Source organism: Parasphingomonas zepuensis (assembly GCF_036663735.1).
Lineage (GTDB): Bacteria > Pseudomonadota > Alphaproteobacteria > Sphingomonadales > Sphingomonadaceae > Sphingomonas.
The window spans coordinates 537,429-551,177 of the sequence record NZ_JAXOJO010000004.1 but is presented as its reverse complement, the minus strand read 5'-3'; the positions used below and the strand labels follow the sequence as shown (position 1 = coordinate 551,177).

Below are 13,749 nucleotides of genomic sequence, written 5' to 3'. Positions count from 1 at the left end.
CACGCGTTTTACCAATTGTCTCCCCCATTCTGGTGATAATCGACATGTCGAGCCAATTTGCGCGATGGCCCGAATTTGCGGCTCGCGGGGGCTGCGCAATTTGCTAAGGCGGGTCGGGTGAACGGGGAAGTCATGGACGACACGCAAATCGCCAAGCGTCTGGAAATCCTGCGCATCGAGCATCGCGATCTCGATTCAGCGATTGCCGCACTGTTCGATACCGGCTCGACCGATCAGCTCCAGCTCGCCCGACTGAAGAAGCGCAAGCTCAGGCTGCGCGACGAGATCGCGATGCTGGAGGACCAGATGATCCCCGACATCATCGCCTGATTCTGATCGGAACGACGGGCGAGTCGGCCTTCGTGCAATTTTTGTGTCGCCGAAGCCTGCTTTCTGGCACCTAGTGCGATCATGATCGGGTGGAACATCAGCGAACCGCGCCTTCATCGTCGGCTGATCGACACGCTGTACGTCGATGCCATGGTGCTGGCCGACGAAGCGCGCAGCTATTTCGACCAGGGCGGCAAGGCCGAGCGCGACGCGCTCGACCCGCTGACACGGGTGTCCTTCTCCTGCGAATCGCTGAAGGTGACGACCCGGCTGATGCACGTCATCGCCTGGTTGCTTACCCAACGCGCGGTAGAGGCGGGCGAGATGGCGCCGCACGAGGCGCTGGATCCGTCACGTCGGCTGGGGCCGGCACCGGTGAGCGAGACGGACGCGATCGAGACCATGCCCGCCGCCGCACGAGGGCTGATTGAGGCGAGCACAGAGCTGTATCGCCGCGTCGCGCTGCTCGATCAGGCACAGCTGGCGAACGACACGGCCGACAGCCCGGCCCGCTCTATGCTGGCGCGGCTGGCGAAGTCCTTCTAGATCTGCCGATTGGCGCTGAGTGCCGGATCGGTAAGAGCTCAGACTAGCGAAAGGCGCTGACGCGCGGCCCGATACTCGCGTTCGAGCCGATCGATGCGCACCGCAACCGATTCGACGCGGTCGATCACGCCAATGCCCTGGCCCGATCCCCAGATGTCTTTCCACGCCTTGGCCTTGCTGCCGTTGCCCGTGCCGAAGTCCATCGTCTTCAGATCGCCTTCGGGGAGATTGTCGGGATCCATGCCGGCCGCAACGATCGATCCGCGCAGATAATTGCCGTGCACGCCGGTAAAGAGGTTGGAATAGACGATATCGGCTGCCTTCCCCTCGACGATGCTCTGCTTGTAGCCAGGCTCAGCATTCGCCTCCTCGGTCGCGATGAAGGGCGATCCGATATAGGCGAGGTCAGCGCCGATCGCCTGAGCGGCCAGCACCGCGTCACCGGTCGCGATCGATCCCGACAGGGCAACCGGCCCGGTGAACCATTGGCGGATCTCCTGGATGATCGCGAAGGGCGATAGCCGCCCGGCATGGCCGCCGGCACCGGCCGCGACCGCGATCAGGCCATCCGCGCCCTTTTCGATCGCCTTGCGGGCGAAACGATCGTCGATCACGTCATGCAGCGTGATGCCGCCCCAGCCATGCACGGCCTGATTGAGATCCTCGCGCGCGCCGAGCGAGGTAATCACGATCGGCACCTGCCATTTGGCGCAGGTCGCGAGGTCCGCCTCGAGCCGCTCGTTCGAACGATGAACGATCTGGTTGACCGCGAAGGGCGCGGCCGGGCGGTCCGGATTGTCGCGATTGTGCTGCGCCAATTCCTCGGTGATGCGGTGGAGCCATTCGTCCAGCAGGCTCTGCGGCCGGGCGTTGAGCGCCGGGAAGGACCCGACGATCCCAGCCTTGCACTGAGCGATCACCAGTTCGGGACCGGAGATGATGAACAGCGGGGACCCGATGACGGGCAGCCGCAGGCGATCGAACAGGGGCGGAAGGCTCATCTGCGTTTCATAGCGCAACTGATTTTGCTGTCCAGCGAGGCGCGATTTGCCTTCAACCGCCAATGCCTTATTAGGCCAATACACCGGGATATAGTGTATCTGCCTTCGGAGTCCCTTTTTCATGAAATTCGCTCTCGCGTCGCTGCTCCTCGTCAGCGTCTCCACGCCCGCGCTCGCCGTCGGGCAATTGCCCGCTACCGTGGCGCCGATCGCCTATGACATCACCGTCAAGCCCGACGCCAAGGCAATGACGTTCAGCGGCACCGAGACGGTGACGATCGACGTCAGGCAGGCGACGGATACCATCGTGCTCAACGCCGCGGAGCTGAAGCTGGGCAAGGTGACCTTCGACGGGAAGGACATGCCCTTTACGATCGACGACAAGACTCAGCAGCTGACGGTGAAACTGCCGGCGGCAGCCAAGATCGGCACGCACAGCATGAGCTTTGCGTGGGACGGCAAGATCAACACCACTTCGGCCGGCTTCTTCGCGATCGATTATACCAACCCCGACGGCTCGTCCGCGCGCATGCTCGCGACTCAGTTCGAGGCGCCCGACGCACGCCGGTTCGCGCCGATGTGGGACGAGCCGAATTTCAAGGCGAAGTTCACCCTGAGCGCCATCGCGCCAGGCGACCAGACCGCCTTTTCCAACATGCCCGCGGCGAAAGTGACCAAGCTCACCGACGGCACCAGAAAATACAGCTTCCAGCAGTCCCCGATCATGTCGAGCTACCTGTTGTTCCTCGGCATGGGCGATGTCGAGCGCAAGACGGTGATGTCGGGCAAGACGGAGATCGGCGTGATCACGCGCCGCGGGGTGGTCGATCAGGGCGATTATGCGCTGGCCGAGGCGAAGCGCCTGCTGACCTATTACAATGAATATTTCGGCCAGCCCTATCCGTTGCCCAAGCTCGACATGATCGCCGGCCCGGGCTCCAGCCAGTTCTTCGGCGCGATGGAGAATTGGGGCGCGATCTTCTATTTCGAGCCGGAACTGCTGTTCGATCCCAAGCGCGCGACCCAGAGCGGGCGCGAGCGCATCTTCACCGTCGTCTCGCACGAAATGGCGCATCAATGGTTCGGCGATCTCGTCACCATGTCCTGGTGGGACGATCTCTGGCTCAACGAAGGCTTCGCCTCATGGATGGAGAACAAGACCAGCCGCGACCTGAACCCGACCTGGGACGCGCAGGCAGGGGCGGTCGCGTTCGATCGCGAAGGCGCGCTCGGCCTCGATGCGACGTCGGCGACTCACCCCGTCATCCGCCATGTCGAAACCGTTGACGAGCTCGGCGAAGCGTTCGACACCATCACCTATCAGAAGGGCCAGGCCGTCATCGGCATGATGGAATCGACGCTCGGCGGGGACGTGTTCCGCAAGGGCATCCGCAGCTACATGGCGAAGTACAAATACAGGAACACCGTGACCGATCAGCTGTGGACCGAACTGGGCGCAGCGGCGGGCAAGCCGGTCGTCGATATCGCGCATGATTTCACGCTGCAGGGCGGCGTGCCGCTGGTGAAGCTGACCGGCGCGATCTGTGCGGGCGGCGTCACCCAGGCGACCATGACCCAGGGGCGCTTCGGTTATGACGCGGTGTCGAAGACGCCGCAGACCTGGCGCGTGCCGCTGACGCTCGGCCCGATCGGCGGCCCGGTGACCAGCACGATCGTGCAGGGCGCCGCGCCGACCACCGTGGCGGTGCAGGGCTGCGGCACGCTCGTGCTCAACCGCGACAAGGGCAGCTATGTGCGCGTCCAGTATGACGATGCGAGCCATGCCGCGATCGTCCGCGATTTCAGCAAGATGGCGCTGACCGATCAGGTCGGCACGCTTGGTGACGATTTCGCGCTCGGGCTGAGCGGCGACCAGCCGCTCGACCGCTATTTCGCGTTGCTGGCCGCCGTACCGGTCGATGCGAGTCCGCTCGACTGGTCGGTCGTCGCCGGCAACCTCGGCGCGATCACCAACCTGTTCCAGGGAACCTCGCTGGAAGCGCCGCTGCGGGCACGAACCATCGCCGTACTGTCGCCGGTGATGAAGCGCGTGGGCTTCGATACGCAGGAAGGCGAATCTCCGCTTATCACCAATTTGCGGGAAACGCTGGTCGGTCGGCTGGGGTATAGCGGCGATCCCGAGGTCGCCGCCAAGGCGCGCGCCTATGTGGCCGCGCTGGCGACCGATCCCAATGCCATCCCGCCGTCGATCCGCACGCCGATCCTCGGTGTCTATGCGGCGAACGCCACGCCGGCCGAGTGGGACGCGCTGTTCGCCATCGCCACGGCCGAGAAGAACCCGGTCGCGAAGAACACGTATGTCCGGCTGCTCGGCAGTGCGCGTGACGATGCGCTCGCCAAGCGTGCGCTCGAACTGCTCAAGACGGACGCGTTCACCGCGCCGCAAAAGGCCGCGCTGATCCGCGCGGTCGCGACACGGCATCCGGAGATGGCATTCGACTATGCCGTCGCCAATATGGACCTGGTAAACGGCCTGTTGGAGACGAGCACGCGCGCAGGCTTCATCGTCAGTCTCGCGACCGCGTCGAACGATCCGGCGATGCCGGCGAAGATCACTGCCTATGCCGAAAAGAACCTGCCCGAGGCATCGCGGGGCGGCGCCGCCAAGGCGCTTTCCGCGATTTCGGTGCGCAAACAGGGTGCCGATCGTGTACGGGCCGACGTGACGAAATGGGTGGGTGCCGGAAACTGATCCCGGGATTCGCTTGAGCTGGGGCGCCGATCGTCTCTTCGGATATAGAGACGTGAAGGAGTGATATCATGACCCCAGCAGCCCGCGTGCAGGCGGCGATCGACCTGCTTGATGCGATCGTCGCCGCCGCGCGCGATTCCGGCGCGGCGGCGGACACGCTGATCGCCCGCTATTTCGCCGAGCGGCGCTATGCCGGCAGCAAGGACCGGCGGGCGGTGCGCGAGCTGGTCTATGCCGCGATCCGCAAGCTCGGCGAGCGACCGGCGAGCGGCCGTGCGGCGATGCTCGCGTTGGCACACGAAGATCCTGAAATCGCTGTCTTATTTGACGGGGTAGGCCACGGGCCGGCGCCGATCGGCGCCAACGAGAAACCGGCCGAGCCCGGCATCGCCCCCGAATGGATCCTGGCGCGGCTGCGCGATTCAGGCCTGGCCGAGGGAGAACTACCCGCCCTGATCGACCGCGCCCCACTTGACGTTCGCGTCAACTGGCTCCAGCCGGCGCCTGCCCCGATCGAAGGGGCGGTGCCGATCCCGGGTTTGCAGGATGCGTTTCGCCTGCCCTCCGGCACCAATATCGAGGGGCTGGACGCCTATCTGGACGGCGCGATCGAGGTGCAGGACGCGGGAAGCCAGATCGTCACGCTGGCGGCCCGCGCGGTGCCCGGCATGCGCATCATCGATCTGTGTGCCGGCGCCGGCGGCAAGACGCTCGCGCTGGCGGCTCTGATGGGCAATGAAGGCGCGCTGCTCGCAACCGATACCGACCGTGCCCGACTGTCGCGCCTGACGCCGCGCGCGGCGCGGGCCGGGGCGACGATCGCCGAGACACGATTGCTCGATCCCGGCCACGAGACGGAGATCCTGGCCGACTGGGCCGATCGCGCCGACTGCGTGCTGATCGACGCGCCCTGTTCCGGCACGGGCACCTGGCGCCGCAATCCGGAAGCACGTTGGCGCCTGACACCCGACCGCATCGACCGCCTCGTCAAGACCCAGCGCCACGTGCTCGAGATCGGCGCTGCGTTGGTGAAGCCCGGCGGCGCGCTCGTCTACATCGTCTGCTCGCTGCTCGACGATGAGGGGGCAGGGCAGGTGGCCGCGTTCCTGACCGACCATCCCGGGTGGCGCGCAGCGCCGCTGGCGCTCCCGTCCGGCCAGACTCATGGCGCCGGCGTTCGGCTGACGCCAGCGCATGACGCCACGGACGGCTTTTTCGTGGCAAGGCTCGAACGGCCAAGTTGAGGCCCGGACCGGATCCTCGCGATCGCCGCGGCGATGCAGTGCCCGAACTGGTGATCACGGCCATTGCGGGAAGCTGGAACAGGCCTTAACCACGGGCATCGTGCCGAAGCTGGAGCTGATCATGCGTTATTCGTCCGTCGCCGCTGCTGCAGCGCTGACGCTTCTTGCTGTATCCACTTCGCTTCACGGCCAGCGCCCTGACGATCAGATCGATCCGCGTTCGATGGCGCTGCTCGCCAAGGGCAAGTCCGCCCAGGCGGCGGGCAATCTCGACGCAGCAACGGACGCGCTCGAATCCGCGCTTGCTGTCGATCCGCGCAATCGTGGGGCCTTCGTGACGTTGGGCGAAGTCGCTGAGGCTCGCGGCCTGCCCGGCAAGGCGATCCGGCTCTATCGCGAGGCACTGCTGCTCGAACCAAACGATGTGTCGGCCTTGAAGGGGCAGGGCGAGGCGCTCGTCGCCAAGGGCGCGGTCCAGCGCGCGCGCGACAATCTCGCCAAGATCCGCACGATCTGCGGCAAGGCCGGCTGCGCCGATGCGACCGTGCTGGCCGCGACGATCGCCAAGGGCCCGCCGATCGCGACCGCTTCGATCGAGGTGCCCGTGGTTAAGCCCGCAGGCAAGGAATAGCCTGAATTTTTTTCTCCTGCTGGGAGAAGGCGTTAACTCAGTGTCTTCGCCAGTTCAACGAACTCCGCCACGCTGACCGTCTCGGCCCGGCGCGTGGGCTCGATCCCCACCGTCTCCAGTGCGTCCAGCGCGCCGGGCACCGATTTCAGGCTCTGCCGCAGCATCTTGCGACGCTGGCCGAATGCCGCTCCCGTCAGCCGTTCCAGCACGGCAAAGGTTACGTCAGCGGGCGCTTCGTCCGGCGTGATGTGCACCACGGCAGACATGACCTTGGGAGCGGGCGTGAAGGCGGAACGGTGCACCGGCATCGCCAGCTTCGCGCTGCTGCGCCACTGGGCGAGAACCGCCAGCCGGCCATAATGATCGTCGTTCGTCTTTGCGACGATGCGCTCGGCGACCTCCTTCTGGAACATAAGGGTCAGGCTGCGCCACCACGGCGCCCAATCGGCCGATAGCCAGCGCACCAGCAGCGCGGTGCCGATATTATAGGGAAGGTTGGAGGCGATGTGCGGCTTGCCCTCGAACAGCGCGGTGGCGTCGATCTCGAGTGCATCGCCTTCGATCACCCGCAGCTTGCCCGGATAGGCGTCGGAAAGTTCAGCGAGCGCCGGGATACAGCGCCGGTCGCGCTCGATTGCCGTGACCTGCGCGCCAGCCGCAAGCAGGGCACGCGTCAGGCCGCCGGGGCCGGGTCCGATTTCCAGCACTTCGGCATCGGTGAGATCGCCCGGGATGCGCGCGATCCGCGCCAAAAGCTGCGCGTCGAGCAGGAAATTCTGGCCAAGTGCCTTGCTCGCATTGAGCCCGTGACGCGCGATGACGTCCCGTAACGGCGGTAGCGCCGTTGTCACGCCCCGGCAGCGGCGCGGCGTTCGGCGGCGCTGGCTGCCAGCCGGATCGCCGCGATCATCGCGCCGGGCTCGGCCTTGTCCTGGCCAGCGATGCCGAAGGCAGTGCCGTGATCGGGCGAGGTGCGCACGATCGGCAGGCCGAGCGTGATGTTCACGCCTTCGTCGAAATGCAGTGTCTTCAGCGGCAGCAGCGCCTGATCGTGATAGCAGCAAAGCGCCGCATCATAGGTGGCGCGCGCGCGCTCATGGAACATCGCGTCGGCGGCGAACGGCCCGGTCGCGTCGATGCCCTCCTCCCGCAGGATCTCGATCGCCGGGATGATAAAATCGATCTCCTCGCGCCCGATCGCGCCGCCTTCCCCGGCATGGGGATTGAAGCCGGCAAAGGCGAGCCGCGGGATCAATATGCCGAAATTGCGGATCAGCCCGCGCGCCGTGGCGCGGCTCTTGGCGACGATCAGGTCCACCGACAACAGCCCGGAAACGGTGGCCAGCGGAACATGCGTCGTGATCGGCACGACCCGCAAGCTTGGCCCGGCCAGCATCATCACGGCATTCTCGCCGGCGATGCCGCAGCGTTCGGCGACGAACTCGGTCTGGCCTGGATGGGTGAAGCCGATCTGATAGAGCTGAGCCTTGGAAACGGGCCCGGTCACCAGCGCGCGCGCCGTGCCGGAACGCGCCAGCCCAGCGGCGATCTCGAGCGAGTGCAGCGCGCAGCGTGCGCCGTCCACATCGGGCACGCCCGGCGTGATCTCTCCGCCATCCTCCACATTGAGCACCGGCAGCGCGCCGGCGAACGCGGGATTGGCCTCGGCTGGATCGGAGATCCGCGCGATCGGGCCAGACCACACCGCGGAGATCGCGCGGGCATCCCCGACCGCAAAGAAGGGGGCGAGCTGCCCGGCTTCGCGCGCAGCCCAGGCCTTGGCGATGACTTCGGGGCCGATCCCGGCCGGATCGCCCATGGAGATCGCGAGCGGCGCGATCATCGCGAGACGCGTCCCTTAACGATATTCGATCACCGCATCGCGCCGAAGATCGCGCAGCACGCCCTGGGCGCGCAGGTTGACCCGCTGCTGCTCGATCCGGCTCTGGACCTGCTCGGCCTGGGGCAGGCCGGCGACTTGCGGATCGTCGCGGCCGCACAAGACGAGCGTGCGAACGCCTTCGGTGGGCGAACCGAACCACGGCGTCGCTTCGCCGATCTGCATCTTCAGCACCATCTCCTGCAGGCGCGGCGGAAGATCACGGGCCTTGACCGAGGCGTTGTCGACAACCTCGGCATCGAGTTCGCCCGCTACCTTAGCCACATTGCCGCAGCCGCGCATCTCCCGGGTCGCCTTTTCCAGCGCGGCGACGCGCACGCCGGCCGCGGCCTGAGTCATGCCGGCCGGGAACTTCACGGTAAGCTGCTTGAGCGTCAGCTGCGCATCGCGCGGATCGGCCATCAGCACCTGCCGCTTGTCGACGAGATAGAGGATCGAGAAACCGCCCGGCACCTCGATCGGCCCGGCAACCTCGCCAACACCCATCTTCTTGGCGGCTTCCGCCAGGCTCTCGGGCAGGTAGGTGAGCTGACTTTCGCTGACCCAGTCGAGATCGCCCTGCGTCGCGCGTGCCGTTGAATCGGTAAATTGGGTATAATATTCAAAGGGCTTTCCACCCTTTTCGATATCCTGTATCATCTGGCGCATGTTCTCGAAAACCTGCTGGGCGCGATCCGGCCCGGCCGAGAGATAGATTTCCTTCAGATGATATTCGTTGCTGCCCTGCGCGGCCTTGAGGCGATCGAGGATGCCCTTGACCTCCTCCTCGCCGACATTGACGAACGGCTCCACCCGCCGGCGCAGGAAGCGGTTCCACGCCAGGTCGGCCTCGATCTGGCGCCGCAGCGAGCGATCGGACGAGCCCACGCTCCGTAGATAAGTCCGCATCGCGGCTTCCGACCGGCCGAACTGCTGCGAAACGCGCGCGAAGCTCTGGTCGATCTCGTCCTTTGTGACCTGGATCTCGTTGCTCTTGGCCTGCTGAATCTGAAGCGTCTCGTCGATCAGGCTCCGCAGCACCTGCAGGCGCAGGCGGCCGAGATCCTCGGGGCTGAGCTTGAGCTGGTTCGCCGCGATGATCAGGTTGACGCGCTGATCGACATCAGTGCCGGTGATCACGGTTTCGTTGACGATCGCCGTGGCCTTGCGGACATTGGGATCGAGCTTGCCGAAAATCTCCATGTTTTCAGGAATGTTGAGGCCGGTCTGCGGAGCGCCGGACTCTCCGGCCGTCTGGGCGGGCAGGCCGCTCGTCGCAGCGACGAGCGCCAGCAATCCTGCACCCGTCAAACCGATCCTGCGCACGATGTTGCTCGCCTTGTTCACCGAAATCATCACGTTTTTCTAAATCCCATCCCGCGCAATCGCGACCTGGCCTATCATCCACCATAGCTGAACCGGCGCATAACGGCCCGGCCCAGTGCCCGGTCTACTTTAAATCCAGATATCCGACACGCGTCTAGCGTCCTAGATTCTTGAACGCCAGTGACAACAGATAGCTGTTGCCGCCCCGCGCATCGCCCGTGTCCTGGTAATTTCGGCGCCAGGTCAGCCCGATCCTGAGGCAATCATCCTCATAAGCGATGCCAAGGCGGTGCCTGACGGGATCGAAACCGTCAGAGATCGACTGCGGATCCTCGTTGCGGTCGGTCAGATCTATCAGGGCGGAGCCGAACGCAGACCAGAAACGCGCAAACTGCACGCGGCCCGCGACACGCACTTCCTCGCGGTCGCGCAGATCCTCGATACCGGCTCCGATATCTCGATTGAGCCGCAGATAGCCGAGCAGGGCATAGGTGCCGCGCGAGCCGATCGTCGCATCGATCTCGTTGCGCCGGACCGCCAGATCGTCCTTGCCGAGCCGATAGCGATGCGTGATCGATACGAAGTCGCGGAACCGCAGTTCGGTCCGGCCGACGATGTCGGAGGTGCGGTCACTCAGGCCAGTGCCGGGTGGGAAGATGGCGGGGCGGCTGCCGAGACGATAGCTCTGGCCGACGGTGGCATCCAGCGAGAAGCCGGGCAGGGCAACTGCCCAATCGGCCCCAACAGTGACGCGGGCTGAATCCTCGAACCGATCATAGCCAGGGAAGCGATTGAGCGCGAACAGGTTCGAATCCTCGAGATCGACAGCGCGAGCATCCTCATTGGGAATGTCGATATTCTCGGTCTTCGGTGCGGCGACGATCTGGAAGCGCGGGGTCAGACGCTGCGTGCCGTTGAGGAACGATCCGATGAACGGCCATTTCACGTCGACCGCGAGCGCGCCGATCGCGCGCGTCTGGAAACCACCCTTGCCGCGATAGCTCGCGACCGTCGTCGCGAGCGTGTCGTCGGCATTGTACACGTCGCCGCGGACATAGCCGGTGAAGGTCACTTCCTGGCCCCACGGTGTCAGCTTTCGCAGGTCCCAGCGGGCGCTGGCAAAGGCGCGCTGGGTATCCTGGCCCTCGGTCCGCGTGATCGCCAGGCTGTTGAGCTGAAGTTCGAATTTGCCGCCGAGCAGGCCGTCGTCGAAGCGCCTGCGATAATCGATCTCGGGCAGCGCGATCGGCTGCAGCCCCTGGCGATCATTGACCCGCAGTGTCTGGACGTACCAGCCAGTGATGGCGAAATAGCTGTTGGTATCGATGCGCTCGACCTTGGCAGTCGTGCGCAGGCGATCGTCGTTCGAGATGTCGTAACGGCGCAGGAAGGTGCGGTCAGTGGTCAACCGGAGCGATCCCGTGATGCTCCATTTGGGATCTAGCTGATAGCGCGCGACCCCATCGATATAGCCGCGGAACGCCTGCTCGGTTGATGTCGGGTCCGAGTTGAGCAGATCGTCACTGCGACGGCTGACCGTGGCATAGCCGCCGAGGTGGAACGCCCCTTTCTGGCCCAGCGCGTTGTAATCCGCCTGCAGCATCGGAACGACGCTGCTGAAGATGTGCGGCGTGATCGTAAGCTGGCGATTGGGCGCGATATCGAAGAAATAGGGCTGCGCGAATTCGAACCCGTTGACGCCGTTGTACCGCAAGCTCGGGCTGAGCAGGCCCGTGTCGCTCTCACCGCCAGCCGGGTGCGAGAAATTCGGCAGCGGCACGGTGGGCAGGCCGAACAGGTTGATCTGGGCGCCCTTGTAATAGATCCGGTTCTTGTCCGGGCGGTACGTCACCTTAACCGCGGTGATCTTCCATGACGGTTCCTTGGGGCATCCGTCGGACGTGGTGACGGTGCACGGCGTGTAGGCCGCGTCGTCCAGCGTGACCGTCTCGTCCAGCGCGCGGGTGCCGCGTCGTGCCGCCAGCCGGCCTCCGCGCCCGAGCACGACGAGCATGTTGTCGACCACGCCGTCCTTTAGCGAATCGGTCAGTTCGATCGAATCGCCATAAGCGGTGTCGCCGCCCGGATTGACGACGACGATGTTGCCGGTCGCCACGACCTTGCCGGTCTTGCGATTCCACACGACCTTGTCGGCGCGCAGCCGATCGCCGCTGCGATACATGCGGACGTCGCCGCTCGCGATGACGGTTTCATCGTCGATGACATATTCGAGTTCGCCGGCGCTGAACTGCACCTGGTCATCGCCCGCCTGCGCTTCGGTGGGCGGTGGCAACGGCGTCTGGGGAATTTGCAGATCCTGCGCCGCCGCGGCCGTGGCAAGGCACAGCGCGAGGGGAAGGGCACAAGTCGCGAGGAGATCGGAACGCTTCACGTTGGAAAAAACACCTCCAAGCGCGCCGCACGCGGTCGCGATGAGGCCGCCCTATCGCATCGGACGGGCCGCGCTGCAATCATGGCCGTGCTTTGCCAGCGCAGTGCGGCTGGCCTAGAGGGTGGCGACTCAAGCCAAGCATCCTAAATTCCCACCATTCAGATCCCACCGTTTAAATCCCCGCCGTTTAAGTCCACGCCGTCTCAAGCCGAGGTTCCCATGCAGATCAGCTTTTCCGCCACCGCCCCTGCCGCCGCGCTGGCGCTTCCCGTGGAGAAGGACGGTCTCGACCGGCTGGTCACGGCCGAGCTCGAAGCGGACGCCCTGCAGATTGCCGCGAACGCGGCGCGCGCAAGCCGCTTCGATGGCGAGGCCGGCGCGCTGGTCGAAACTTTCGTGCCGGAGGGCGACGGCGTTCGCCGCGTCCTGCTGATCGGTGTCGGCAGCGGCAGCGAGAGCGAGTACGAGCGCGCCGGCGGTGCGCTGACCGCGCGACTGCTCACGTCCGGGGTTGAGGCTGCCGCCGCCGATTTCGCCGGCACCAGCGCCACGCCGAAAGCAGTCGCGCGATTCGCGGGCGGCGCGGCGCAGCGCGGCTGGCGCCACGATGTGTATCGGACCAAATTGCCCGAGAAGTCGAAGCCGACGCTCACATCGATCGCCTTGCTCAACGCTCCGGCGGGCAGTGAAGCGGCCTGGGCGCCGCAAAAGGCGCTCACCGAGGGGCTGGAACTGACCCGTACGCTGGTCGCGGAGCCGCCCAACGTCATTTATCCTGAAAGCTTCGTCGCCAGAGTGCTCGCCGAAACGGGAGGCCTCGGCCTGGAAGTGACCGTGCTCGGCGAGGCGGAGATGCGCGCGCTCGGCATGGGCGCATTGCTGGGCGTCAGCCAGGGCTCGGCTCGGGATGCGCAACTGCTCGCGCTCAAATGGAGCGGGGCAGGGGCGGGCGATCCGTCGCTAGCGCTCGTCGGCAAGGGCGTGACCTTCGATACCGGTGGCATCTCGCTGAAGCCGGGCGCCGGCATGGAAGACATGAAGTGGGATATGGGCGGGGCCGGTGCCGTGGTCGGCACGATGAAGGCGCTCGCGCTGCGCAAGGCAAAGGCAAACGTCATCGGCGTTTGCGGGCTGGTCGAGAACATGCCGGACGGCAATGCGATCCGGCCGGGCGACGTGCTCACTTCCATGTCCGGGCAGACGATCGAAGTGCTCAACACCGACGCAGAGGGACGGCTGGTGCTGTGCGACGCGCTCACCTGGGTTCAGCGGACGCACCATCCCAAGACCATCGTCGATCTGGCGACCCTGACCGGGGCGATGATCATCGCGCTCGGCAACGAACATGGCGGCTGCTTTGCCAATGACGATTCGCTCGCCGATCAGCTGCTCGCGGCAGGCAAGGCTTCGGGCGACCTGCTGTGGCGTTTCCCGCTCTCCGACGCCTACAACAAGCTGATCGATTCGCCGATCGCGGACATGAAGAATGTCGGGCCGCGCGGCGCCGGCTCGATCACCGCGGCGCAGTTCCTCCAGCGCTATGTCGATGCGGGCGTGCGCTGGGCGCATCTCGATATCGCCGGCATGGTCTGGGCCGACAAGCCCGGCGCGACCTGGGACAAGGGCGCGACCGGCTATGGCGTGCGCCTGCTCGATCGATTCGTGGCGGACAATTTCGAGGCCTGAA

Annotated in this window: 11 protein-coding genes; 6 read left to right on the top strand and 5 right to left on the bottom strand. The window is 65.5% G+C overall.

Features of this window, described 5'->3' with window-relative positions; all coding sequences use genetic code 11:
* Window positions 1-132 precede the first annotated feature (132 nt).
* A complete protein-coding gene (locus tag U1769_RS17730; protein ID WP_332718629.1) occupies window positions 133-330 on the top strand; it encodes a YdcH family protein in 198 nt (65 codons plus the stop codon).
* An 81-nt stretch (window positions 331-411) separates the two neighbouring features.
* Window positions 412-876, top strand: coding sequence for a DUF1465 family protein (locus tag U1769_RS17725; protein WP_332718627.1), 465 nt, complete (start codon window positions 412-414; stop codon window positions 874-876).
* A 38-nt stretch (window positions 877-914) separates the two neighbouring features.
* On the opposite strand, the gene U1769_RS17720 is transcribed toward U1769_RS17725, so the two are convergent.
* Complete coding sequence (locus tag U1769_RS17720; protein ID WP_332718625.1) at window positions 915-1,877, bottom strand: NAD(P)H-dependent flavin oxidoreductase; 963 nt, start codon at window positions 1,875-1,877, stop codon at window positions 915-917.
* A gap of 121 nt (window positions 1,878-1,998) precedes the next feature.
* Between U1769_RS17720 and U1769_RS17715 the strand changes: the two genes are divergently transcribed.
* From U1769_RS17715 to U1769_RS17705, 3 genes are all read left to right on the top strand, one after another.
* A complete protein-coding gene (locus U1769_RS17715) occupies window positions 1,999-4,590 on the top strand; it encodes a M1 family metallopeptidase (RefSeq protein ID WP_332718623.1) in 2,592 nt (863 codons plus the stop codon).
* A 68-nt stretch (window positions 4,591-4,658) separates the two neighbouring features.
* On the top strand, window positions 4,659-5,834 hold the full coding sequence (locus U1769_RS17710) for an RsmB/NOP family class I SAM-dependent RNA methyltransferase (RefSeq protein WP_332718621.1): 1,176 nt from the start codon (window positions 4,659-4,661) through the stop codon (window positions 5,832-5,834).
* A 121-nt stretch (window positions 5,835-5,955) separates the two neighbouring features.
* The gene (locus U1769_RS17705) at window positions 5,956-6,465 is read left to right on the top strand and encodes a tetratricopeptide repeat protein (protein ID WP_332718619.1); all 510 of its coding nucleotides are present in this window, start codon (window positions 5,956-5,958) and stop codon (window positions 6,463-6,465) included.
* Window positions 6,466-6,497: 32 nt separating this feature from the next.
* On the opposite strand, the gene rsmA is transcribed toward U1769_RS17705, so the two are convergent.
* The 4 genes from rsmA to U1769_RS17685 all read right to left on the bottom strand — a co-directional run bounded on the left by rsmA (window position 6,498) and on the right by U1769_RS17685 (window position 12,062).
* Window positions 6,498-7,316: a 16S rRNA (adenine(1518)-N(6)/adenine(1519)-N(6))-dimethyltransferase RsmA gene (gene rsmA / locus U1769_RS17700; RefSeq protein ID WP_332718617.1), complete on the bottom strand. Its 819-nt coding sequence runs from the start codon at window positions 7,314-7,316 to the stop codon at window positions 6,498-6,500.
* Complete coding sequence (gene pdxA / locus U1769_RS17695; protein ID WP_332718615.1) at window positions 7,313-8,308, bottom strand: 4-hydroxythreonine-4-phosphate dehydrogenase PdxA; 996 nt, start codon at window positions 8,306-8,308, stop codon at window positions 7,313-7,315. Before pdxA ends, rsmA begins: the two co-directional genes overlap by 4 nt.
* A gap of 15 nt (window positions 8,309-8,323) precedes the next feature.
* Window positions 8,324-9,700, bottom strand: coding sequence for a peptidylprolyl isomerase (locus U1769_RS17690; RefSeq protein WP_332718613.1), 1,377 nt, complete (start codon window positions 9,698-9,700; stop codon window positions 8,324-8,326).
* A 124-nt stretch (window positions 9,701-9,824) separates the two neighbouring features.
* Entirely contained in the window at window positions 9,825-12,062 is a 2,238-nt protein-coding gene (locus tag U1769_RS17685; RefSeq protein WP_332718611.1) for an LPS-assembly protein LptD, read from the bottom strand.
* A gap of 219 nt (window positions 12,063-12,281) precedes the next feature.
* On the opposite strand from U1769_RS17685, the gene U1769_RS17680 reads away from it, so the two are divergent.
* Complete coding sequence (locus U1769_RS17680; protein ID WP_332718609.1) at window positions 12,282-13,748, top strand: leucyl aminopeptidase; 1,467 nt, start codon at window positions 12,282-12,284, stop codon at window positions 13,746-13,748.
* Window position 13,749: the final 1 nt, after the last annotated feature.

What these genes read in the sequence shown, in the direction of transcription:
- U1769_RS17730 (WP_332718629.1), top strand. Translation starts at nt 133, where the DNA reads ATGGACGACACGCAAATCGCCAAGCGTCTGGAAATCCTGCGCATCGAG.
- U1769_RS17725 (WP_332718627.1), top strand. Translation starts at nt 412, where the DNA reads ATGATCGGGTGGAACATCAGCGAACCGCGCCTTCATCGTCGGCTGATC.
- U1769_RS17720 (WP_332718625.1), bottom strand. Translation starts at nt 1,877, where the DNA reads ATGAGCCTTCCGCCCCTGTTCGATCGCCTGCGGCTGCCCGTCATCGGG.
- U1769_RS17715 (WP_332718623.1), top strand. Translation starts at nt 1,999, where the DNA reads ATGAAATTCGCTCTCGCGTCGCTGCTCCTCGTCAGCGTCTCCACGCCC.
- U1769_RS17710 (WP_332718621.1), top strand. Translation starts at nt 4,659, where the DNA reads ATGACCCCAGCAGCCCGCGTGCAGGCGGCGATCGACCTGCTTGATGCG.
- U1769_RS17705 (WP_332718619.1), top strand. Translation starts at nt 5,956, where the DNA reads ATGCGTTATTCGTCCGTCGCCGCTGCTGCAGCGCTGACGCTTCTTGCT.
- pdxA (WP_332718615.1), bottom strand. Translation starts at nt 8,308, where the DNA reads ATGATCGCGCCGCTCGCGATCTCCATGGGCGATCCGGCCGGGATCGGC.
- U1769_RS17690 (WP_332718613.1), bottom strand. Translation starts at nt 9,700, where the DNA reads ATGATTTCGGTGAACAAGGCGAGCAACATCGTGCGCAGGATCGGTTTG.
- U1769_RS17680 (WP_332718609.1), top strand. Translation starts at nt 12,282, where the DNA reads ATGCAGATCAGCTTTTCCGCCACCGCCCCTGCCGCCGCGCTGGCGCTT.